The organism is Rhodospirillaceae bacterium (assembly GCA_040219235.1).
Taxonomy (GTDB): Bacteria; Pseudomonadota; Alphaproteobacteria; order Rhodospirillales; family Rhodospirillaceae; genus WLXB01.
The window spans coordinates 1,190,089-1,212,716 of sequence record JAVJSV010000011.1 but is presented as its reverse complement, the minus strand read 5'-3'; the positions used below and the strand labels follow the sequence as shown (position 1 = coordinate 1,212,716).

The 22,628-nt window shown below is 55.1% G+C and carries 19 protein-coding genes; all 19 read left to right on the top strand.

Going from position 1 to position 22,628, the window contains the following annotated elements; genetic code table 11:
• The first annotated feature begins 49 nt into the window (after positions 1–49).
• Complete coding sequence (locus RIC29_09610; GenBank protein ID MEQ8735170.1) at positions 50–532, top strand: division/cell wall cluster transcriptional repressor MraZ; 483 nt, start codon at positions 50–52, stop codon at positions 530–532.
• Positions 529–1,533 (top strand): 16S rRNA (cytosine(1402)-N(4))-methyltransferase RsmH, encoded by a 1,005-nt coding sequence (gene rsmH, locus RIC29_09605; GenBank protein MEQ8735169.1) that lies wholly within the window; start codon positions 529–531, stop codon positions 1,531–1,533. Before RIC29_09610 ends, rsmH begins: the two co-directional genes overlap by 4 nt.
• Positions 1,530–1,853, top strand: a complete 324-nt coding sequence (locus RIC29_09600; protein MEQ8735168.1) for a hypothetical protein — start codon at positions 1,530–1,532, stop codon at positions 1,851–1,853. Before rsmH ends, RIC29_09600 begins: the two co-directional genes overlap by 4 nt.
• Positions 1,853–3,655 (top strand): penicillin-binding protein 2, encoded by a 1,803-nt coding sequence (locus RIC29_09595; protein MEQ8735167.1) that lies wholly within the window; start codon positions 1,853–1,855, stop codon positions 3,653–3,655. The genes RIC29_09600 and RIC29_09595 overlap by 1 nt, the downstream gene beginning before the upstream one ends.
• Before the next feature lie 25 nt (positions 3,656–3,680).
• Positions 3,681–5,102 (top strand): UDP-N-acetylmuramoyl-L-alanyl-D-glutamate--2,6-diaminopimelate ligase, encoded by a 1,422-nt coding sequence (locus RIC29_09590; protein MEQ8735166.1) that lies wholly within the window; start codon positions 3,681–3,683, stop codon positions 5,100–5,102.
• Positions 5,099–6,526, top strand: coding sequence for a UDP-N-acetylmuramoylalanyl-D-glutamyl-2,6-diaminopimelate--D-alanyl-D-alanine ligase (locus RIC29_09585; protein MEQ8735165.1), 1,428 nt, complete (start codon positions 5,099–5,101; stop codon positions 6,524–6,526). The genes RIC29_09590 and RIC29_09585 overlap by 4 nt, the downstream gene beginning before the upstream one ends.
• Before the next feature lie 16 nt (positions 6,527–6,542).
• A complete protein-coding gene (gene mraY / locus RIC29_09580; GenBank protein ID MEQ8735164.1) occupies positions 6,543–7,628 on the top strand; it encodes a phospho-N-acetylmuramoyl-pentapeptide-transferase in 1,086 nt (361 codons plus the stop codon).
• Positions 7,629–7,635: 7 nt separating this feature from the next.
• A complete protein-coding gene (murD, locus tag RIC29_09575; protein MEQ8735163.1) occupies positions 7,636–9,024 on the top strand; it encodes a UDP-N-acetylmuramoyl-L-alanine--D-glutamate ligase in 1,389 nt (462 codons plus the stop codon).
• On the top strand, positions 9,021–10,151 hold the full coding sequence (locus RIC29_09570; protein MEQ8735162.1) for a putative peptidoglycan glycosyltransferase FtsW: 1,131 nt from the start codon (positions 9,021–9,023) through the stop codon (positions 10,149–10,151). Before murD ends, RIC29_09570 begins: the two co-directional genes overlap by 4 nt.
• Positions 10,148–11,305, top strand: a complete 1,158-nt coding sequence (murG, locus tag RIC29_09565; GenBank protein ID MEQ8735161.1) for an undecaprenyldiphospho-muramoylpentapeptide beta-N-acetylglucosaminyltransferase — start codon at positions 10,148–10,150, stop codon at positions 11,303–11,305. Before RIC29_09570 ends, murG begins: the two co-directional genes overlap by 4 nt.
• A complete protein-coding gene (gene murC, locus RIC29_09560; GenBank protein MEQ8735160.1) occupies positions 11,305–12,738 on the top strand; it encodes a UDP-N-acetylmuramate--L-alanine ligase in 1,434 nt (477 codons plus the stop codon). Before murG ends, murC begins: the two co-directional genes overlap by 1 nt.
• Entirely contained in the window at positions 12,735–13,697 is a 963-nt protein-coding gene (murB, locus tag RIC29_09555; protein ID MEQ8735159.1) for a UDP-N-acetylmuramate dehydrogenase, read from the top strand. The genes murC and murB overlap by 4 nt, the downstream gene beginning before the upstream one ends.
• Positions 13,694–14,623 carry a D-alanine--D-alanine ligase gene (locus RIC29_09550; GenBank protein ID MEQ8735158.1) on the top strand — a complete coding sequence of 310 codons (930 nt, stop codon included), beginning with the start codon at positions 13,694–13,696 and terminating at the stop codon, positions 14,621–14,623. The genes murB and RIC29_09550 overlap by 4 nt, the downstream gene beginning before the upstream one ends.
• A complete protein-coding gene (locus tag RIC29_09545) occupies positions 14,611–15,477 on the top strand; it encodes an FtsQ-type POTRA domain-containing protein (protein ID MEQ8735157.1) in 867 nt (288 codons plus the stop codon). The genes RIC29_09550 and RIC29_09545 overlap by 13 nt, the downstream gene beginning before the upstream one ends.
• The gene (ftsA, locus tag RIC29_09540) at positions 15,470–16,720 is read left to right on the top strand and encodes a cell division protein FtsA (GenBank protein MEQ8735156.1); all 1,251 of its coding nucleotides are present in this window, start codon (positions 15,470–15,472) and stop codon (positions 16,718–16,720) included. The genes RIC29_09545 and ftsA overlap by 8 nt, the downstream gene beginning before the upstream one ends.
• A gap of 127 nt (positions 16,721–16,847) precedes the next feature.
• The gene (gene ftsZ / locus RIC29_09535; GenBank protein ID MEQ8735155.1) at positions 16,848–18,641 is read left to right on the top strand and encodes a cell division protein FtsZ; all 1,794 of its coding nucleotides are present in this window, start codon (positions 16,848–16,850) and stop codon (positions 18,639–18,641) included.
• A 325-nt stretch (positions 18,642–18,966) separates the two neighbouring features.
• On the top strand, positions 18,967–19,977 hold the full coding sequence (gene lpxC / locus RIC29_09530; protein ID MEQ8735154.1) for a UDP-3-O-acyl-N-acetylglucosamine deacetylase: 1,011 nt from the start codon (positions 18,967–18,969) through the stop codon (positions 19,975–19,977).
• 110 nt (positions 19,978–20,087) lie between these two features.
• Complete coding sequence (locus RIC29_09525; protein ID MEQ8735153.1) at positions 20,088–20,927, top strand: outer membrane protein assembly factor BamD; 840 nt, start codon at positions 20,088–20,090, stop codon at positions 20,925–20,927.
• Positions 20,928–20,939: 12 nt separating this feature from the next.
• Positions 20,940–22,616: a DNA repair protein RecN gene (gene recN / locus RIC29_09520; GenBank protein ID MEQ8735152.1), complete on the top strand. Its 1,677-nt coding sequence runs from the start codon at positions 20,940–20,942 to the stop codon at positions 22,614–22,616.
• The last annotated feature ends 12 nt before the right edge of the window (positions 22,617–22,628 follow it).

The window sequence follows — 22,628 nt, the reverse complement described above, 5'->3', positions numbered from 1 at the left end:
GCGCCTCGGTTCTGACATTTTTTTGGCGGGATTGAGGGGTGGTCCAGCGATGAAGTCATTCATCGGGACCTTTGTGAATAAGATTGATGCGAAGGGGCGAATTTCCGTTCCGGCGCCGTTTCGTGCTGTTCTCCAGACCAAATCTCTGAGCGGCGTGACCTGTTACCCTGCGCTAACGGGACCCTGCATTGAAGGGTGTGGTCTCGACCGGATCGAGGCCATGGTTGAAACGCTCCCAGACGATCCCATCCCTAGCGTTGATGAAGACGCCATAGCCCATCTGATATTCGCCTCTGCGCGCGATCTGCCCTTTGATGGCGGCGGGCGTATCGTTTTACCGGCTGATTTTCTCAAAAAAGCAGACCTAACAGATCAAGGTGCATTCGTCGGTAAGGGGCGTACTTTTCAAATATGGAACCCCACTGCCTTAGAAGCAGTTCAAGCAGAGATGTTTAGTCGCGCTATGGAAGAGCGTGCCGCTCAAGTGAAGGAGAAGGCCATAGGGTCGAAAGCAAGGACGGAGGCTGTATGATGGCATCCGTGGCGCCCCCCCCCTCCGCCCCGATTACTGATCCAGACCACATTCCTGTTCTCCTCTCCGAAGTCATCGAAGGTCTCACACCTAAGGATGGGGGACTTTATGTCGACGGCACCTTTGGTGCTGGCGGTTACACGTCGGCCCTGTTGCGGGCCGCTGACTGCACCGTGTGGGCCATTGACCGTGACCCAGAAACATTGGACCGAGGCAAAGCAATCGCTGATGCCTACCCTGGGCGTCTCAACCTACTTCATGGCCGCTTCGGAAGCCTTGCAGAATTACTCATAGAAAACGGCGTCACTGCTGTTGACGGCATTGCGCTCGATCTTGGTATCAGTTCCATGCAGATCGGCGACCGCAGTCGAGGCTTTTCTTTCCTGAGAGATGGCCCGTTAGACATGCGGATGGAAAAAACCGGCATGAGTGCCGCGGATGCTGTTAACTCGCTGCCAGAATCAGAACTAGCCGACATCATATATAAATACGGCGAAGAAAGGTTTTCTCGTCGCGTTGCCCATGCCATCGTAAATGCACGCAAAGAACGGCCATTTTCACGCACAATACATTTAGCTGACGCCATTCGTGCAGAGGTCCGTCGTTCTCAAGACGGAATTGATCCGGCCACACGAACGTTTCAGGCTCTGCGCATATATGTAAATGACGAACTTGGTGAGTTAGAGCGTGGTCTTGCCGGTGCAGAACGCATATTAGGCGAAAATGGACGTCTGGCTGTCGTCAGTTTTCACTCCCTAGAAGATCGCATTGTCAAAACGTTCATTAGAGATCGCAGTGGCCGAGGCCCTAACCCGTCGCGACATCAACCGGCACCAAATCAAGGGCGAGTCACAGCGACTTTCAACACCGTAAATTCACGTGCTATCACGCCCTCCAAGCGTGAAATAGGAGACAATCCACGCTCACGATCTGCGCGGCTTCGCATTGCAGAGCGCACTTCAGTGCCCGTTCTCTCGACCATTGACGGCGGTGTCGCATGAGATTAATGGATGTCATGTGGGTCGGCTTGGTGCTTATCGTCGCCATCGCTTTGTTTATTCTCAAATATGAAGTGCAGAGCCTAGAAGAAACGCTAGCCAGCCGCCAAACCGAAATAGACGAACACGCCCAGGCCATCCAAGTTCTTGAGGCCGAATGGACGTTCTTGAACGATCCTTCCCGTTTACGTCGCCTCGGGTTGGAACACCTTGAACTAGCTCCCGTTGAGCCCGCCCGAATAGTTTCTATCGATGTATTGCCGTTCCTGCGCGTTGAGAACGAAGACGAAAAAACGTCCAGCGCCGAAGTGGGAGCGCGCTGATGGCTGTTTGGAACCGGAATACGCGCAAAGCAAGCTTCACCTACCCTGGCGAAGATATTCAAGCGACATCAAAAACACGTGTCACGCTTGTTGGAGATAACCAACGGGCCGTGGAGACTGGTCGTGCACGCCTTCTCGTCACTGCGGGGTTATTTACGTTCGCTTTCCTATCGATTTCGGTCCGTCTTATTGATCTTATGGTACTGAATGGCGCGCTCGATACTGGGCCATCATACGCGACGAATGCTGAGGGCAGCTTACAAAAATTCCGCTCGAATATCACAGATCGCAACGACAGGGTTGTCGCAACAACATTACCGACCGCTAATCTTTATGCAGACGCAACAGAAGTCATTGATGCTACTGCCGCTGCAAACGCTCTGACGCAACTGTTTCCCGAGCTTACCGCCGACACCCTCAAAACGCGTCTCAACTCTAACCAGCGTTTCGTATACCTACGGCGACATTTAACGCCGAATGAGCAATTCACAGTCAATGGGTTGGGTATTCCAGGTCTGTATTTTGAAGACTCCGAACGCCGTATCTACCCATACGGCAATCTGTTCTCGCATGTTCTTGGCGTTACCGATCCAGATAACAAAGGTAAGGCTGGAGTTGAGTTGACGTTCGAGAGCGCTCTTTCAAAGCGTCCTGAACCGTTGCAGTTATCTTTAGATACCGGCGTTCAAAATGCAGTGCGGGAAACACTCTCTGCAGCAATGAAACGCTTTCGTGCTGTCGGTGCTGCTGGTGTTGTGATGAATGCCCATACGGGTGAAATAATCTCCTTGGTTTCACTGCCCGACTTTGATCCGAAAGAAAACGATTGGTCGAATGCAGACACACAGTTTAATCGGGCAACATTGGGCGTCTATGAAATGGGCTCAACGTTCAAACTGTTCACCGCAGCGATGGCTTTGGAGATGGGGGTTATCGGCATGGACAGTGTGTATGATGCTCGGACGCCGCTGACCGTCGCGCGCTACAAAATTGATGATTATCACGCTGAGAAACGCTGGCTCACCGTCCCTGAAATTTTAATTCATTCCTCTAACATCGGCGCGGCAAAGATTGCCTTAGATGCTGGCACACCAGCGCAACAAGCCTTTTTGCAGCAACTTGGTATGCTGTCTCCGCTCGAGCTTGAATTGCCTGAAGTTGGCCGCCCGATGTATCCCGCCGTTTGGCGCGAGATTAACACGGTCACGATCTCGTACGGCCATGGCATCGCCGTAACGCCAGTACATGTTGCCTCAGCAATCACAGCGATGGTCAACGGAGGCATCCTTCACAGACCCACATTGATTAAGCGAGACACCGTGCCCAGCGAAGAGAGCACGAGGGTCATCTCCGAAGCCACGTCGAAACAAATGCGTATGCTTATGCGCCTGGTCGTAACAGAAGGGTCCGGCAAGCAGGCTGAGGTGCCCGGGTATCTCGTCGGTGGCAAAACAGGGTCTGCAGAGAAAACTTCTAATACTGGCGGGTACAGCGAACACAGCGTCCGCACCTCATTTGTTGGGGCCTTCCCAATGCATGACCCAAAATATGTGGTCTTGGTTTTGCTGGATGAACCTAAAGGACTCAAAGAAACCTTCAACTTCGCCACTGCGGGTTGGAATGCCGCGCCCACAGTTGGCCGCATTATTGCCGAAATTGCGCCCATGCTCGGGGTGTATCCCACGACAGAGAAACCCATGGCACCTGAACTTGGTGTCTTAATCGAAGCAAACGCCCGGATTTCCGATATGGCCTTAGCCCCAGCCGGTACCGGCTTTGGGGGTAACCGTGCGGCTGAGTGAATTATTGGAGGATACAGGTAAAGACATGCACCGCCTGACCGACCTCAATATTGCGGGACTGACTGCAAATTCGAAAGCAGTCGAGCCAGGCTACTTGTTCGCAGCCCTTCCAGGCAGCGCAGTAGACGGGCGTGCCTTCATTGCGGAGGCACTGGCGCGTGGCGCAACGGCAATTTTAGCACCTGACGGAACTGATTTAGACGTCACAGATATTCAATTGATTACAGATGAAAATCCAAGACGCGTATTCGCTCAGTTGGCTGCCAAATATTTCAAAAGTCAGCCAGAGACCACCGTTGCAATCACGGGCACCAACGGCAAAACATCCGTCGCACAATTCGTCCGTCAAATTTGGCAACAGGCCGGTCATGAAGCAGCATCGCTGGGCACGTTAGGCGTGACGTCAAATGTTCTCAAAGATAAGGGCAGCTTAACAACACCGGACCCAGTTTCGCTGCACAGGCTTTTGTCCGATCTCTCAGATCATGGTGTGGACCATTTAGCCATGGAGGCATCAAGCCATGGTCTGGATCAATATCGCCTCGACGGCGTTAAGGTCTGCGCCGCAGCCTTCACCAATTTAAGCCGCGACCACCTCGATTATCATGGGTCTATGGAGGTCTATCTCGCCGCTAAAATGCGTTTGTTCGCGGATGTATTGGTTCCAGGCGGTGTTGCAGTCATCAACGCAGATGCGCCAGAGTGCGCGAACATAAAAGCGGTCTGTGCCGCCAAAGGGCACTCGGTCATCACCTACGGTTATGCTGGTGACGCGATTAAAATTTTACGGTTGACGCCATCGAACAAGGGACAGGAGCTTGAGCTTATCATACTCGATAAGGTAGAGCGCTTAACCCTGCCGTTGGCCGGAGCCTTTCAAGCCATGAATGCGCTCTGCGCAGCAGGTTTAGCTTTGGCAACAGGCATATCAGTCAGCGACGTTGTCAAAGCTTTGGCTACGCTAGAAGTCGTGCCGGGACGCTTGGAGCATGTTGGCACGAAAGCGAATGGGGGGCGTATTTTTGTCGATTATGCCCACACTCCCGATGCTCTAACCACGTCTCTGAATGCTTTGCGTCCGCATGCTGAGGGCAATCTCTGTGTTGTGTTTGGTGCCGGAGGGGACCGGGACACCGGCAAGCGCCAGCTCATGGGACAAGCTGCGGGAAATAGCGCAGACAAAGTTTATGTCACTGACGACAACCCAAGGTCAGAAGATGCCGCGTTAATTCGGCAAGCTGTTCTATCCGGATGCCCCAGCGCGACAGAGATCGGTGATCGTGGTGATGCCATTGAAGCCGCAATTGCGTCACTCGGCCACGGTGATGTTCTGTTGATCGCTGGTAAAGGACACGAAACCGGCCAGATTATCGGTCATAACGTTCTGCCATTTGATGATCGGGAAATCGCCCGCGCAATCATTGAAAAACTGGGGGGCGTATCATGACGGCGCTCTGGACAAGTGAGGACATCGTTGCAGCGACGGGCGGAAAGACATCAGGCACATGGGATGTCGATGGCATCGCTATAGATAGTCGTGCGGTCGAGGTTGGCGACCTTTTCATTGCGGTGGTGGGCCCGAAGTTCAACGGCCATGATTTTGTTGTCGAAGCGCTGGAACGCGGTGCCTCTGCCGCTATCGTCAGCGAAGCACCGGACGGAGGCAAACAAACCATTAATGAAGACCGTTTGTTGATCGTCGGTGACACGACAGAAGCTCTCACCGCGTTGGCTGTAGCCGCACGCAAACGCATGATTGGTAAAGTTGTTGCCATCACTGGCAGTGTTGGCAAGACAACAACTAAAGAAGCTCTGGCGCTTACACTGAGCCGCCAAGGTCGCACGCATGCCACAACAGGAAACCTGAATAATCATTGGGGCGTTCCCCTTAGCTTGGCGAGAATGCCTGCCGACACCGAATTCGGTGTGTTTGAACTTGGCATGAACCACGCTGGCGAAATTACTCCACTAACAAAACTTGTGCGCCCACATGTGGCTGTCATTACGACCGTCGAAGCGGTCCATTTAGAGTTCTTTGACTCGGTTGCCGGGATTGCGGATGCAAAAGCCGAGATTTTCCTTGGATTGGAACCCGGTGGCATTGCGGTTATTCCCTCAGATAATCCCCATAACGAGCGGCTGGCGCGTGCAGCTGAAGCAGCGGGTGTTGCATCAATTGTTTCTTTCGGTACCGATAACAAAGCGGCATACGGGTTGATCGCCTGGTCGGTCAGCGAAGCTGGCACGCGTGTTGCCGCAGACATCGATGGACGGCGGTTGGTTTACGATATCGGTATGGTTGGTAAACATATGGCGCTGAATAGCCTCGCTGTTCTTGCCGCTGTTGAAGCCTTAGGCGGAGATATCGCGCAGGCAGCCGGTGACCTCAATGATGTCACTCCACCGCCTGGTCGCGGTGCGCGGTCAATCATCAAAACCCAAAAAGGTGCGATTGACCTTATTGATGAGAGCTACAATGCTAGCCCCGCCTCCGTCGCGGCGCTTGTCGAAGCTCTCAATGCGACGCGTAAACGTAGCCGCGTTGTGTTGGTGCTGGGGGACATGCTTGAGCTAGGCGTGAAAACGCCAGAACTCCACGCAGATCTTGCAACTCCAATTATTGCAGCTGGAATAGACAGTGTCTTTACTGCAGGCCCTGCAATGAAACACTTGTACGATGCTCTGCCAAAACATCAGGCTTCAGGTCATGCAAAGACGTCCGCAGAAATAGCACCTTTAGTTGTTTCAGCGGTGCAATCCGGTGATGTAATCGCGGTCAAAGGTTCGCTCGGCAGTAAAATGTCGGTTGTTGTTAATGCCCTTAAAGACCTTGGTCAGGCGCCTGCGCCAACCATGGCCAACGGCGCTTAAGGAGATTTAACGACCCATGTTGTTTTGGCTCTCAAACTTCTCAGGCGATATCGCAATTCTGAACCTTTTTCGATATCTCACGTTCCGAACCGGCGGTGCTGTTTTAACGGCGATGCTGATTGCCTTCGTGTTTGGTCCTGCCATCATCCGGTGGTTAAAAAGTCGCCAAGCGCATGGGCAACCGATCCGTCAAGATGGCCCGCAAAGCCACCTGCTCACCAAGCAAGGAACGCCAACCATGGGCGGCATGATGATGCTGCTTGGCATTGCTGTCGCAACATTGCTTTGGGCTGACTTGTCTAACCAATACGTCTGGGCCGTGCTTGCCGTTACGCTTGGGTTTGGCGGCATTGGTTTCGCCGATGATTATTTGAAAGTGACAAAGAAACACTCTGGCGGGCTACCGGGGCGTGTAAAACTGGGACTTGAAGCAGCGATCGCTCTTGCTGTGGCTGTTTGGGTTGTAAGCATTACAACCGATATTAATCCGACTGGGTTGGCGCTCCCCTTCTTCAAAGACCTTCTGATCGACCTTGGCTGGTTCTACATCCCATTCGCAGCCTTCATTATTGTTGGCGCGTCAAACTCGGTGAACCTAACCGATGGTTTAGATGGTCTGGCCATTGTTCCGGTGATGATCTGCGCGGGCGTGTTTCTGATCATCTCCTATCTCATCGGTAACGCATTTTTTGCCGATTACCTTCAGGTTCATTTCGTGAAGGGAACGGGGGAGCTAGCCGTGTTTTGCGGCGCGATTATCGGAGCCGGTCTTGGGTTCCTGTGGTTCAACGCCCCACCGGCCATGGTATTTATGGGCGATACAGGGTCGCTGGCCATGGGTGGCGCGCTTGGTGCTGTCGCCGTCGTCACGAAACACGAAATTGTGTTGGGTATTACGGGTGGATTGTTTGTCTTAGAAACAGTCTCCGTGATTGTTCAGGTTATCTCTTTCAAGCTCACTGGCCGGCGTGTTTTCCGCATGGCGCCCTTGCACCATCACTTTGAACAAAAGGGATGGGCTGAACCAACCATCGTGATCCGCTTTTGGATCATCGCCTGCATCCTGGCAATCGTCGGCCTCAGCACATTGAAGTTGAGGTAAGGCACGCATGATCCCTCTCACCTCTCATCGTGACGACGCCATCTTAGTGGTCGGACTGGGCAAGTCCGGGCGGTCCGCCGCGCGCACCCTGTCCGCTGCCGGTGCTCATGTCTCGGTTTGGGATGATTCAGCCGATCAACGGACGAAAGCCGCCGCTGAAGGCTTTACGGTGTTTGATGCCGACACCGCAGACATATCAGCCCTTGATGACATCATGTGGAGCCCAGGTGTGCCGCACACGCACCCGGCCCCTCACCCCCTGGCGACAAAAGCCCATGCAGCAGGTTTGAAATTGCGTTGCGATGTGGATTACCTGGCAACAGCGCAACCTGATGCCACGTACATCGGCATCACAGGAACCAATGGAAAATCAACAACCACGGCTCTCACCGCACATATTTTTGCGGAAGCCGGGAAAGAGGTAGAGGTCGGCGGCAATCTCGGTTTTGCTGCTCTGGATCTTGTCCCGCTCTCAGCAAACGGTATTTATGTTCTTGAGTTATCGTCTTATCAGACGGAACTGACCCCCAACCTGCACTGCGCTACAGCCGTCCTTCTAAACATCACGCCTGATCACCTAGATCGTCATGGCGGCTTTGAAGGATATGTGTCTGCCAAAACCGAATTGTTTAAACACCAGAAAGACGGTGCAACGGCTATCATCGGGCAGGATGATGCCACCTGCCGTGGTATTATGGAGCATCTTTCTTCAGCTGGCCGGCACACGCTTATTTCCGTGTCAGCAGAAACACCGGTTAAGAACGGTGTTTACGTTCAAAACGGTATACTGACAGATACAGCGTTTGGTCGAGACGACACCATTGACCTCACTGGCTTCAAAACTTTGCCAGGCCAACATAATTGGCAGAACGCGGCAGCAGCCTACACAATCGCACGCAATCACGGCCTTGACCGAGGCCAAATCGTAGAGGCTTTTGCCACTTTTCCTGGTCTCGCCCATCGCCAAGAGTTTGTTGGATCTGCTGGGCATGTCTCTTTTATTAACGATAGCAAGGCGACCAATGCAGATGCGGCTGAGAAAGCCCTCGCCTGCTATGACAGTGTGTATTGGATCGCGGGCGGCGTCGCAAAAGCAGGCGGCATTACCTCGCTCGGGCCGCTGTTCGGACGTATTCGCCACGCTTTTCTGATTGGCGAAGCTGCCAAAGACTTTAGCGCCGACCTAACGGCGTCTCAGGTCAATACTTCAACGTACACGTCCCTTGAAGCGGCCACATTAGCCGCAGGTCGTATGGCGATTGCGGACGGACTTAAGGACGCAGTCGTACTGTTGTCGCCAGCCTGCGCGTCTTTCGATATGTTTAATAACTTTGAAGAGCGCGGCGACGCATTTCGTACGGCTGTGCAAAACAACTGGTCAGAGGTGGTCGCATGAGCACCGCCTTTACCCGATCAGATACGAGCGTCGTAGGACGTTGGTGGTGGACCGTAGACCGCTGGCTGTTGGTGGCGGCGGGCACCCTCATCATCATCGGCATGATCCTCACTCTGGCCGCAGGTCCGCCGGCAGCGGGCCGTATTGGTGCTGACACCTATCACTTTGTCCGCAAGCAATCCGTGTTCTTACCCGTAGCGATTGCCGTGATGCTTGGCATTTCTCTAATGCCAGCGCTTTGGATCAGACGCTTTGCTGCCTTTGGCCTGTTGTCGGGCTTCCTGCTCATGCTTGGTACGCTGCTGATCGGAGAGGAAATCAATGGTGCCCAACGCTGGTTGCGGCTTGGTGCGTTTTCTATTCAGCCCTCAGAGTTCATCAAACCCTTCCTCGTTGTTGTATCCGCCTGGATGTTTGCCTTGAACCGTAATCAAGATGGCATTCCTGGAAATCTCATCGCATTCGCTTGCCTTTTGGCGGTCTGCGCCGTGCTTCTGTCCCAACCCGATGTTGGGATGACGTTAGTGGTTGTATCGGTTTGGTGCGCGCAATTCTTTATGGCGGGCCTGCCAATCTTCTGGGTCGTGCTGATTGCCTTTGCCGGCCTCGGCTTATTGGTTAGCGCATACTTCATGTTCCCACACGTCGCCAGCCGTGTTGACCGTTTTCTTGATCCAGCCTCCGGTGACACTTATCAGATCAGCCAAGCCATCCGCGCGTTTCAAAACGGAGGATTGTTTGGACGTGGCCCTGGAGAAGGCCGAGTCAAAGAAACCCTGCCCGATGCACACACAGATTTCATATTTGCCGTGGCCGGGGAAGAGTTCGGCGTCTTGCTATGCCTCTTTGTCGTTGCCCTGTTTGGTTTTCTGGTGCTCCGCGCCATGATCAAAGTGCTACGCGAAGACAACTTGTTTATCTTGCTGGCCGTCGGCGGCCTCTCCGTGCAGTTTGGTTTGCAAGCCATCATTAACATGGCATCTAGCCTGCACATGATGCCGACCAAAGGCATGACACTTCCTTTCATCTCCTATGGCGGTTCATCCATGCTCGCCCTCGCCATTGGCATGGGTATGATCCTGGGCCTAACCCGCCGTCGCCGAGACACGGAGGGCCTACGCGCATGACTGACCTAGTGACTCCGATTGTTCTGGCTGCTGGTGGAACTGGCGGACATATGTTCCCGGCGGAAGCCTTAGCGAAAGTATTGATGAAGCGCGGACATCGTCTTGTTTGGATTACAGACGAACGCGGCTCTGCGCGCACTGGCCTACTTTCAGAATTACCGAAGCATATCATCAGCGCGCGTGGCCTTATGGGGTCAGGCACGCTCGGTCGACTGACCGGTGCCTTAAGCCTTGGGGTCGGTGTCTTTCAAGCAAGACGCGTGCTCAAAGAACTTAACCCCGCCGCTGTCATTGGTTTCGGGGGATATGCCGCAGCGCCAACGATGATGGCGGCGACGCATCTCAAATTACCGACAGCACTTCATGAGCAAAATGGGGTGATTGGCCGGGCAAACAAGCTGTTCGCCAAACGCGTCAATAAGGTGTGTACAAGCTTTGCAGCCACCCGAAACATACCAGAGGGCGTCACAACGATTCATACGGGTATGCCCGTGCGGAGTGCCTTCGGTGCGGTGCGAGCAAAACCTTATGTGGCTCCGGTTGAAGGCGAGAATATTCGCTTAGTTGTGATGGGCGGCAGCCAAGGCGCAGCAGTGTTCAGTCACCTCATCCCAAGCGCCTTGAAACGTTTACCCGAATCCCTACGCAAAAAAATTACTATCGATCAACAATGCCGTAGCGAGCTTATTGACCAAACACGCCGGGCGTTCTCGAATTGCGGAGTCCAAGCGCGGCTCATGCCGTTCTTTGACGATGTACCAGAACTCCTCGCTGGCGCACATTTGGTCATTGCCCGCTCGGGGTCGTCGACAACAAGTGAAGTCTCGTACTCCGGTCGGCCGGGAATTTATGTTCCCTATCCTTTCGCCGCTGACAATCATCAAACCGACAATGCGGAAGCTTTAGCCGAAGCCGGGGGCGGATGGTGTTATCAACAAGAAAGTCTCACGCCGAACCGTCTCGCCGAACAGATAGAGGCGCTGTTGTTAGAACCAGAAGCCCTGGCGACAGCCGCCGCAAATGCAAAAGCGTTCGCTGTTCCCAATGCAGCAGACCGGCTTGCGGATGTTGCTGAAGGATTGGTCAAGGGAAGCAACGGTCATCGTAATGGCCACAACAATGACACGACTCAAAATGTGCGGGGAGCCGCTTGATGCGCACGATGCCTTTAGACATTGGCACCATCCACTTCGTCGGGATCGGCGGCATTGGCATGAGCGGTATCGCCGAAGTTATGCATAATCTGGGCTACCAGGTGCAAGGCAGCGACATCGCCCAGAACGCCAATGTAGACCGGCTCCGAACGCTGGGAATTACAGTGGAGGTTGGCCACCGGGCCGAGAATCTCGGCGAAGCGCGCGTGGTCGTCATATCTTCAGCGGTCAAATCAGATAACCCAGAAGTGACCGCCGCCCGTAAAGCCATGATGCCGGTGGTCCGCCGAGCTGAAATGCTGGCCGAACTGATGCGTCTTAAATGGGCCATTGCCATTGGTGGCACCCATGGAAAGACGACAACAACATCTCTCATTGCGGCTGTGCTTGATGCCGCAGCGCTCGATCCCACCGTGATCAATGGCGGCATCATTAACGCCTATGGCACCAACGCCCGCCTGGGCGAAGGCGATTGGATGGTTGTCGAAGCCGATGAGTCTGACGGCACGTTCATTAGACTTCCGGCAACCATAGCGGTGGTCACCAACATTGACCCCGAACATCTGGATTTTTACGGCGATTTTGAAACGCTGAAAGCCGCCTTCCGCACATTTGTAGATGCGATCCCGTTCTACGGTTTTGCCACTCTATGCATCGACCACCCTGAAGTGCAGGCGTTGATTCCCCATTTGTCCGACCGCAAAATCATCACTTATGGCCTTGGTCCTCTTGCCAACATCCGTGGCGAGAATGTCAGCCTGGACATGAGCGGTGCCAAATTCGACGTTGCGATATCGGATCGCATCACCGGGGGCGCGCGTCGCATTGAAGGCATTCAGTTGCCTATGTTTGGCCACCACAACGTCTTGAACGCCCTCGCCGCCATTGCCGTCGGTGCAGAGCTGGGCGTCGACGATGCAACAATTCGCGACGGCCTAGCGCGCTTTACAGGCGTCAAACGCCGCTTCACCAAAACGGGAGAGGTCGACGGCATCACAATTATTGATGACTACGGACATCACCCGGTAGAAATTTCTGCGGTGCTTAAGGCTGCCCGCAGCGCCGCCTCTGGCCGGGTCATTGCCGTGGTACAACCCCACAGATACTCGCGACTCGCGTCTTTGTTTGAAGAATTCTGCACCTGTTTTAACGATGCCGATCATGTGGTCGTCGCTGATGTTTATCCGGCTGGCGAAACGCCCATCGAAGGCATGGATCGCGACGGTCTCGTCGAAGGGTTACATGCCCACGGACACACACAAGTGACTGGTCTTCTGTCCCCCAAACATCTTGCTGCTGTGATTGATGACATCGGCAATGCGGGTGACGTGGTGGTGTGCCTGGGTGCTGGCAACATTACGGCCTGGGCGCAGTCGCTCCCTGATGAACTTGCAGCAATCCGTTCCAAATCATCTCAGGACGCGGCTTCATGATGGCAGCAGAGCGCAAAACCCCGAACCTTATCGCGCAGTTGCCTTCAATCCGTGGCAGCTACGAGCCCTATGCTGTGCTCGCCCCTAAGACGTGGTTCCGTGTGGGTGGCCCTGCCGAAGTTCTCTATACGCCAGCGGACACGGAAGACCTCTGCACATTTCTGCGCGACAAGCCCAAGGGTGTTTCTGTCACGGTCATTGGTCTGGCCTCGAATTTATTAATCCGCGATGGCGGTATCCCAGGTGTCACGATTAAGCTGGGCCGCGCGTTTAACACCATCGACGTCAACGGCATGACCCTGCGGTGCGGTGGTAGTGCCGTCGATGCCTCAGTTGCGACCAACGCCCGTGATCATGGCATTGCAGGTCTTGAATTCTTGACAGGTATCCCGGGGACCATTGGTGGTGCGGTGCGCATGAACGCCGGTGCCTATGGACGCGAGATCCAAGATATCCTGATTAGTGCAACCGCCATTGATGAAGCAGGCACTGTCCGCAAACTCAGTCGCGAAGACATAGGTTTTAGCTATCGTCATTGCGCCACACCAAAGAACTGGGTGTTTATTGGCGCAGAGCTGAAGGGTGTCGCGGGCAACAAAGACGCTATCACCCAGCGCATACGAGACATTCGTACCGAACGGGAACAGGCGCAGCCCGTGCAAAGCCGCACCGGCGGCTCAACCTTTGCCAACCCCTCCGAAGCCAAAGCCTGGGAACTAATAGATCAAGCGGGCTGCCGTGGTTTGGTGCGTGGTGGCGCTATGGTGTCTGAAAAACATTGCAACTTCTTGGTCAACACAGGCTCAGCCACAGCCGCCGACTTGGAATGCCTGGGCGAAGACGTCCGCCGCCGTGTCCGCGATACGTCTGGTATCCCCCTCACCTGGGAAATTAGCCGTGTTGGTGTCTCGGCCGAAGATGCCACAGCACCACTCCACCAGATGGAGGCGCAGGCATGACCTCAGCGAAAGCAAAAGCGATTAAGCGCGTTGCTGTGTTGTACGGCGGGTTCTCGGCAGAACGTGAGGTTTCCTTGGTCACCGGGCGTGATGCTGCCGATGCGTTGGAGCAAGCAGGATACATTGTTGTGCGCATTGATGTGCCACGCGACATGCCCGCACTTACTGCAGTACTCGCAGAGGCCGCGCCTGACGTTGTTTTCAACGCGCTGCATGGACGCTACGGCGAGGATGGCTGCATCCAGGGCTTGTTGGATATGATGGGCCTTCCGTACACGAATTCTGGGCGCATTGCGTCTACCCTGGCCATGGACAAAGCCATTGCCAAGTGTCACTTCGCGGCAGCTGGACTGCCCATCGCCGAAGACGTGGTTGTCTCCCGCAAAGATGCGGAACGCAGCGATCCCATGCCCCGCCCCTATGTCATCAAGCCTTTGAACGAAGGGTCTGCGGTCGGCGTTCATATTGTTCGTGAGGGCGACACCAAGGCCCCTCTCGATGATATAGGCGGAACCGACGATAGCCCCGTGCTGGTCGAACGCTACATTCCTGGACGAGAATTAACAGTGACTGTTCTAGGTGACAAAGCCCTCGCCGTTACGGAGATTACCACCGACCGCGCCTTCTATGACTACGATGCCAAGTATGCAGAGGGCGGCTCAACACACACTCTCCCGGCAGACTTAAGCAAATCTGTCTACGACAGAGCGATGGCCATTTCCTTGGCCGCTCATGAGGCGCTGGGATGCAGAGGTGTGACACGTGCTGACCTCCGGCTTGATGGGGATGCGCTGTTCCTGTTGGAAGTTAATACTCAACCCGGGCTTACACCCACGTCCCTGGTTCCTGAGCAAGCCGCACATGCCGGTATGGCCTTTATCGATCTTGTCACTTGGATGGTGGAGAACGCGCAATGCGACGCATAAAAATCAGATACCTAACTCTGACTGGCGGCGCAGCATTGATTGTTGGCGGTCTCTGGGCCTTTCAGTTTGTTGTCACTCCTGCCGACTGGACAGACGTTCCCAATCAAGCCGCTGAGTCACTCTCCGCCGTGGGCATGAACGTAAAAGAAGTCTTGGTTACGGGTCGTACGAAAACTCTAGCTGCCGATATTCTCGATGCCTTGGGAGCTGTGCGCGGCACACCGATCCTGGAGATTGATGTCCCTGCGGCTAAGGCCAGGATTACAGCACTGCCTTGGGTGAGGTCTGCGGAAATCGTCCGCCATCTGCCCGGCAGCCTGCACATCAATATCGACGAGTATGACGCTTACGCGCTTTGGCAACATAACGGCGGATACACTCTTATTGACGGCGATGGCACATCCATCGTGAACGTGGACTCAGCCCCAGCCAACCTGATTGTGGTTGTCGGCGAGGATGCCCCTGGCCATACGCAAGCCTTGTTTGAAGCCCTAAAGCAGCACCCAGAACTCTTTGCACGCGTCAAAGCCGCTGTTCGGTTCGGCAATCGTCGCTGGAACATCACTCTGGATGATGTCGAGCACGGGGTCATGATCAAACTGCCCGAGCATGGCGTTGCCGATGCCTGGAGTGGATTGGCTTCCCTGGATGCCAAACATCAATTGTTGAGCCGGGCGCTAGCTGAAATCGATCTGCGCATTGAGGGACGTCTTACCGTCCAGTTGAAAGAGGGCTATGCGCCCCTGCCACAACAGAGCCAATACAACAGTCCCTTAAAACGGGATGTACGAACGGGTGCCCAAGATTTGGGCAACCAGAACGTGGGCCAAGAGGAGTTTTCAAAAGGTGTCTAAAGGTCCTTCACGCAACAGCGTCATTGCTGCCCTTGATGTAGGGACAACGAAAGTCTGTTGTTTCATTGCAACCACAGATGACCGCAGCCAATTACAAATCGCGGGCGTCGGTCATCATCGCGCCAACGGTATGCGCAACGGCCAAGTGGTCAACATGGATGCCGTTGAGGCTTCCGTGCGAGCGGCTGTTGATGCGGCTGAGCAAATGGCAAATGAACGCATCGACCGCGTTTTTGTCAATGTGACCTGCGGCAGCCCTCGGTCCTCTCAAGTTGAAGTGGAGCTTGCCATTTCCGGGCATGAAATCCGCGACACCGATGTACGGCGGATTATGGAGCATGCGGGCGGCCAGTTCGACGCCGGAGATCGTGACCTGATCCACTGCATCCCAACAGGCTATTCCATTGATGGCTCCAACGGCATCATTGATCCACGTGGCATGTATGGCGAACGACTGGGTGTGAATATTCATTTGGTTACAGCCGCCCTCGGACAAAGTCGCAACTTATCGACCGTTATTGAGCACTGCCATTTAGACATCGAAGACAAAGTGGTTTCGGCCTACGCGTCAGGATTAGCATGTCTGGTTGAAGATGAAAAAGATCTCGGTGTCACTGTGATTGACATGGGCGGCGGCACAACCTCGGTCGCCGTGTTCCAAGAAGGTCATATTGAATTTGTAGAGTCCGTTCCCATCGGCGGCAATCACGTCACCAGCGACATTGCGAAAGGACTCTCCACGCCCGTCGCCAAAGCGGAACGGCTTAAGACGGTCTACGGCAGCGTTGTGCAAACGCCATCAGACACGCGTGAACTGCTGAAAGTACCTTTGGTGGGTGAAGATGATGAAAACAGCGCCAACGAAGTCCCAAAATCGATGTTGGTGCAGATCATTCAGCCTCGTCTTGAAGAAACGTTTGAATTGGTGCGCGGTCTGCTGGACGCCAGCGGTTACAGCAAGATCGCTGGACGCCGCGTTGTCATTACCGGTGGCGCGAGCCAATTAGAAGGCGTGCGCGATTTAGCAGAGCTCGTGCTCGACAAACAGGTGCGCCTAGGTCGCCCAAAACAAATTAAAGGGCTGCCGGAATCTGTGTCCGGACCTGCTTTTGCAACCGCCGCAGGACTGCTGCGCTACGCCGTAAACGAACAAGTGATGTTACCCGACCTGATGGCCATGGAAGCCGTCAGTAAGGGACGGGGCTTTGGCCGTATCGGTCAATGGCTAAGGGAGAATTTCTAATGAGGAGAGGACGCCAAACTAGGATCATCAAAGCGGGAACATATCCGCATACACGTCCTAGAAAAGGATCGGGGAAACCGACCATCAACGTCCATTCGAGCTTAAGACTACAAACCTGGAGGAAGGTATGACTTTGAACATTAGTGTTCCGAAAACAGGGGCCGAACCGCTCCTGAGACCAAAGATAACTGTTGTCGGTGTTGGTGGCGGTGGCGGAAATGCCGTGAACAACATGATCGAGAGCGCCCTAGACGGCGTTGAATTCGTTGTCGCAAATACAGACGCGCAGTCTCTATCGCTGTCGCGGGCTGATCGTCGCATTCAATTGGGCCCAGACACTACGTCTGGCCTTGGTGCCGGGGCGCGCCCTGACATCGGTCGTCATGCGGCGGAAGACTGCATTGAGCAGATCGGCCAGTATCTCGAAGGCTCAAATATGGCCTTCGTGACCGCTGGTATGGGTGGCGGCACCGGCACAGGTGCAGCGCCTGTGGTGGCCCGCATCGCCCGCGAGCTTGGCATTCTGACCGTTGGCGTTGTGACCAAGCCGTTCCAGTTCGAAGGTGTGCACCGCATGCGCATCGCCGAAGCTGGCATTGAAGAACTCGCCCAATCCGTTGACACCCTGATCATTATTCCGAACCAAAACCTGTTCCGGGTGGCCAACGAAAAGACGACCTTCGCCGATGCCTTTAAGATGGCTGATGACGTTCTGTACTCGGGTGTGCGCAGCGTCACCGATCTCATGATGATGCCGGGTCTGATTAACTTGGACTTTGCGGATGTCAAAACGGTGATGATGGAAATGGGCCGAGCCATGATGGGCACCGGTGAAGCTGAAGGCGAAAAACGCGCCATTGAAGCAGCAGAAGCCGCCATCGCGAATCCCCTTCTGGAAGACACGTCCATGCGCGGTGCCAAAGGTGTGTTGATCAACATCACCGGCGGGTCTGATGTGACATTGTTTGAAGTCGATGAAGCCGCCAATCGCATCAGAGACGAAGTCGAAACAGAAGCCCATATCATTTTCGGGTCCTGCTTCGATGAAAGCCTCGAAGGCCGTATCCGCGTATCTGTTGTGGCCACCGGCATCGAAGCGATGTCAGGACACATGCCTAAGCCCGTGTTGATCCGCGATGAAACCAAAGCGGTATCTGATCGGACCGTGCACTCTCGAACGGAAACGCCGGCGCACAGGCCAGCAGCCATGGCCAATGCGATCTTTGGTGGTGGTCAGATAGCGTCCGCTGGCGAAACCGCACACGGATCTGCGACCGCACCTGCTGCGACCCCGGCAGCAAACTACGCAGCCGCCCCGAGCGCAACACTTGCCCCCGCCAGTTCAACCACCCATCCCCCAGCTGAAGAATTGGACCTGGCCGCTCGGGTTGCACAATCGACCCGCCAAAGCGCGCCCCAAGGTGCAACGCCTAGCGCTCCGGTCGCTCAGACAGATGAGATTGCCGAAGCCATGGCAAGTGCCCCAGCGGTCAAGCCGAAACCAACGTCAACACAGCCTCGTTTGCCGACTGATACCTTCATTCCGAAGGCACCGGTTATGCCAAAGGCAATGCCCGCTGTTGAACCTGCTCCAGTGCCTGCGCCACTCGCGGCTTCAAAAGCTGAAGCACCCGTTACAGCAGCAAAACCTTTGACGTCAGGCACTCCAAAGCAGGACGGTGGCAAATTGAGCTTGTTCAGCCGCTATCGCAGCCTCGCCAAAGGCAAGCCAGAATCTGAGGTACAAGCGACTGCTCCAGCAGCGCCTGAGCCAAAACCGCTGGCAAAAACGATTGCCCGGCCAGAGCCAGCACCTCAGTCGAACTTGGCGATTTCGGTTAATCCGGCAGATCGGCCTGTCACCTCACATGATGAAGAAGAGCTGGAAATCCCTGCTTTTCTCCGTCGGCAGGCCAACTGAGACAAAACCGGCACGATCCGTGGGGGTGGCCCTCTGAGGGGGACGGGCCACCAACGGGAGGGGAAAAGGCCCGCTGAAAGGCGGGCCTTTTCTTATGATTATTAAGGCTTTAGCCCCTTGCCTGGCACCCGCTAAATATATCCATACAAATGCCACATTTTTTTGAAGCCTAAAGCCAAAAAGTTTTTACTTGTCAAAGCATTACAATCTGCAACAATGATTGAGTTGCAGGGACTAATTGGGGTTGCTACTACATTATATAGTGGATGTACGGGCGCAGACGTGTGCCTCAATATCGTTTTGTTGCAATTAATACCGGTGATCTATGTCCCCTGACGTCCGCGCACTTCGCACCGTTTCTGGTGCCTTTGGCAACGCGACGCCCAATGACCTCCCGAAAGCCACCAATCTCCAACGCACGTTGAAATCACCTATTGGGTGTAGTGGAATTGGCTTGCATTCTGGAGCACGGGTCGCGATGAAGTTACACCCGGCTCCCATCAATACAGGCATTGTCTTCAAACGCATTGATCTCGTCGGCGGCGGTGCAGAGATTCCAGCGCGCTGGGATCGGATCGCAGACAGCCGCATGTGCACAGTGCTGGCCAATGAAAATGGTATCAGCGTTGCCACCGTCGAACATCTTATGGCCGCGTTTTATGGGATGGGAGTCGATAATGCCCTGGTCGAATTAAACGGACCTGAAGTTCCCGCGATGGACGGCAGCGCCGCACCGTTTATTTTTCTGATCGAATGCGCCGGCGTGGCCGACCAAGATGTACCGCGGCAAGTACTGCGTATCCTTGAGCCCATCGTTTATCGCAATGGCAACAAAGAAGTTTCGCTGGCACCCTCAGAAGATGGACTCACGCTAGAGTTCCAAATTGACTTCGCTGCTGAAGCTGTTGGACGGCAGTCGTGCACCTTTGATATCGACACGGATGTCTTCAAAACCGAAATCAGCAAGGCCCGCACTTTCGGGTTTCTCTCCGATGTGACCGCCTTGCGTGAAGCCGGCTTAGCCCGCGGCGGCAGCCTTGAGAATGCAATCGTGGTTGATGGCGAGCGCGTGCTCAATGAAGATGGCCTGCGCCATAATGATGAATTTGTGCGCCATAAGATGCTGGATGCCATCGGTGACCTGTATCTCACTGGGCACCGAATTATCGGTCATTTCCACGGCACCTGCTCGAGCCATGCGGACACGGCAAATCTGCTGCGTCAATTGTTTGCCAAAGACAGCAACTGGGATCTGGTGGATATGCCGGAAAACGGGCGCATTAATCGCCCAAAAACGTGGAACCAAGCCCTAGAGCGCCAGGCCGCAGCCCAATAATCCTAATCTGGTGGCTGGGACCCTAACCGACTGACATGGACTCTTAAGCTGCTGACATGGTCAGTGGCGATGATATACTCACCTCCCTTTTACGAGCGCGTTTGAAGACTATGGCCCTTTGTGACACACCATTCAGACTAAAGCAGATTGCGGCGGCTGTTGCCGTCTTAGCCCTGGCAGCTTGCGCCTCAGATGACGAGCTTGAGTACCAGGAACTGACGGTCTACGAAATTTACAGTCAGGCCACAGAATATCTGGAAGATGGCCGCTACCGGGATGCGTCTCTGTATTTCGATGAAGTCGAGCGTCAGCACCCCTATTCAGTCTGGGCCACAAAATCCAAGTTGATGGCAGCCTACGCCCATTACATGAACAACAAATACGACGACGCCACGGCGTCTTTAGACCGCTTTATTCAAGTGCACCCTGGCAACCGTGATGTCGTCTATGCCTATTATCTCAAAGCGCTCTGCTACTACGAGCAAATCTCCGACGTGCAGCGGGACCAGGACATGACGCAACAGGCACTGGTCGCCTTGGAAGATGTTATTACCCGCTTCCCTGACACCGCCTATGCGCGCGATGCGCGGCTGAAGATCGATCTCACACGCGATCACCTGGCCGGTAAAGAGATGGCGGTGGGACGGTTTTATTTAAACCGCCAGCACTATTTGGCCGCCATCAACCGTTTCAAGAACGTGGTTGAGTCCTATGGCAACACCACGCATGCCCCAGAAGCTCTGTACCGTTTAACAGAGACCTACACAGCCTTGGGGCTGCGGGCTGAAGCCAAGCGGACGGCCGCCATCCTCGGCTACAATTACCCGGGCAGTGACTGGTACGAAGATGCCTTCGCTCTGGCTGGTGTTGAGCGGGAACTGCGTCAGGCTCGCCGAGCTGCAGAGGTTCAGGCCGCTGAAGACGAAAAACCCTGGTGGAGTATCTGGTAAGACGCCTGGATCATGCTTGCCTCGCTGACCATTCGCGATGTTGTACTTATAGATAAGCTCGATCTTGAGTTTTCCGAAGGTCTTGGTGTGCTTACCGGGGAAACTGGCGCTGGCAAATCGATTCTACTGGACTCGCTCGGCTTGGCCTTAGGCGAACGCGGCGATGCCGGACTGGTCAGACCCGGAGCCGAGAAACTCACAGTCACCGCAGTTTTCGATATTCCTGCAAACCACCCGGCGCGCAAGGTGCTCGGGGAACACGACATCAGCCTCGACGACGACCTGATTGTCCTGCGCCGCAGTGTGGGCAAAGACGGTCGCAGCAGAGCCTATATTAATGATCAATCCGTGAGTGTCGGTCTGTTGCGTCAGGCCGGAAATGTCCTGGTTGAAGTCCATGGCCAGTTCGATGCCCACGGACTGATGGATCAAGCGACCCATATCAGTGTTCTAGACCGCTTCAGGCGCGCTACGAGCGGCGCTGAGCACGATAATGCCTGCCGCAGCTACTGGGAGACCTGGCGCGCAGCTCATAAAGCCTGGCAGGCCGCTGAGCGGCTGATGCGAGAGGCCAAGGCAGAAGAAGAAGACCTGAGAGCCGCTGTAAATACACTTAGCAAACTGGCTCCCATCGCAGGCGAAGAAGCAGACCTGGCTGCCAAGCGTGCATTGCTCAGGCATGGCGAACAGATCCTGACGGCCATCGAAACAGCCCGCCAGGCCCTCACCGAACACGCCGATGTGGATGGCGCGGTGCGCACGGCCCAAGGTGAGTTGGAACGCGCGGCGACCAAAGCTGAAGGGCGCCTGGATGCGGTTTGTGCCACCTTAGAACGTGCCTCGATTGAATTGGCGGAAGCACAAACCGGATTGGACGCGGCCGCAGCCGCCTTTGACATCGACCCCGGCGAATTGGAAGCAGCAGAAGAACGCTTGTTCGCCCTCAAAGCCGAGGCCCGCAAGCACAAGGTCAGCGTCGATGATCTGGCAGATCATCTGGCCGCATTGGAAGAGAAACTGGCTGCGGTTGAAGGCGGAGAAGACAACCTCATTCGTTTGGCCAAAGCAGACCAAACTGCCCGCAATGCCTTTGAAACCGCTGCCAAAGCTATGTCTAAGGCGCGGGCGAAGGCTGGATCAGCGCTGGCCAAAGCGGTGTCGAAGGAACTGGCCCCAGTCAAACTGGACCAAGCCTCATTCCGAGTCGCCCTGGAAACCTTGCCGGACACCGAGTGGTCGGCCCTCGGCTGTGATCACGCCGTGTTTGAAGTGGCCACCAATCCGGGCCTGCCCCCTGGCCCGCTGAACAAAATTGCCTCGGGCGGGGAACTAGCGCGCTTCCTGTTGGCCTTGAAAGTTGTGCTGGCGGATAGTCAACCGCCAGCCGTGATGGTGTTCGATGAAGTGGACTCCGGCATCGGCGGTGCGACGGCCAGCGCGGTTGGCGAGCGGCTGGCGCGGCTGGCCGAAGACGTTCAAGTGCTGGTGGTCACACACTCGCCGCAAGTGGCGGCACGGGGACGGAACCACTGGCGTGTGGCAAAAGTTACGGACGGCAAAATTACAGCCACCCGCGTGGTGCAACTGACCGCCGACGAGCGCCGCGAAGAAATCGCGCGCATGCTGGCCGGCTCAAACGTCACCGACGAAGCGCGGGCCGCAGCCTCAATTCTGATGACGGGGAGTTAGGCGCGTGGCGCA

Coding starts and splice junctions, on each gene's coding strand:
- RIC29_09590 (MEQ8735166.1), top strand. CDS start 3,681: ATGCACCGCCTGACCGACCTCAATATTGCGGGACTGACTGCAAATTCG.
- recN (MEQ8735152.1), top strand. CDS start 20,940: ATGCTTGCCTCGCTGACCATTCGCGATGTTGTACTTATAGATAAGCTC.
- RIC29_09525 (MEQ8735153.1), top strand. CDS start 20,088: ATGGCCCTTTGTGACACACCATTCAGACTAAAGCAGATTGCGGCGGCT.
- rsmH (MEQ8735169.1), top strand. CDS start 529: ATGATGGCATCCGTGGCGCCCCCCCCCTCCGCCCCGATTACTGATCCA.
- mraY (MEQ8735164.1), top strand. CDS start 6,543: ATGTTGTTTTGGCTCTCAAACTTCTCAGGCGATATCGCAATTCTGAAC.
- RIC29_09550 (MEQ8735158.1), top strand. CDS start 13,694: ATGACCTCAGCGAAAGCAAAAGCGATTAAGCGCGTTGCTGTGTTGTAC.
- murB (MEQ8735159.1), top strand. CDS start 12,735: ATGATGGCAGCAGAGCGCAAAACCCCGAACCTTATCGCGCAGTTGCCT.
- RIC29_09585 (MEQ8735165.1), top strand. CDS start 5,099: ATGACGGCGCTCTGGACAAGTGAGGACATCGTTGCAGCGACGGGCGGA.
- murC (MEQ8735160.1), top strand. CDS start 11,305: ATGCGCACGATGCCTTTAGACATTGGCACCATCCACTTCGTCGGGATC.
- RIC29_09595 (MEQ8735167.1), top strand. CDS start 1,853: ATGGCTGTTTGGAACCGGAATACGCGCAAAGCAAGCTTCACCTACCCT.
- murD (MEQ8735163.1), top strand. CDS start 7,636: ATGATCCCTCTCACCTCTCATCGTGACGACGCCATCTTAGTGGTCGGA.
- RIC29_09570 (MEQ8735162.1), top strand. CDS start 9,021: ATGAGCACCGCCTTTACCCGATCAGATACGAGCGTCGTAGGACGTTGG.
- RIC29_09610 (MEQ8735170.1), top strand. CDS start 50: ATGAAGTCATTCATCGGGACCTTTGTGAATAAGATTGATGCGAAGGGG.
- RIC29_09600 (MEQ8735168.1), top strand. CDS start 1,530: ATGAGATTAATGGATGTCATGTGGGTCGGCTTGGTGCTTATCGTCGCC.
- RIC29_09545 (MEQ8735157.1), top strand. CDS start 14,611: ATGCGACGCATAAAAATCAGATACCTAACTCTGACTGGCGGCGCAGCA.
- ftsZ (MEQ8735155.1), top strand. CDS start 16,848: ATGACTTTGAACATTAGTGTTCCGAAAACAGGGGCCGAACCGCTCCTG.
- murG (MEQ8735161.1), top strand. CDS start 10,148: ATGACTGACCTAGTGACTCCGATTGTTCTGGCTGCTGGTGGAACTGGC.
- lpxC (MEQ8735154.1), top strand. CDS start 18,967: ATGTCCCCTGACGTCCGCGCACTTCGCACCGTTTCTGGTGCCTTTGGC.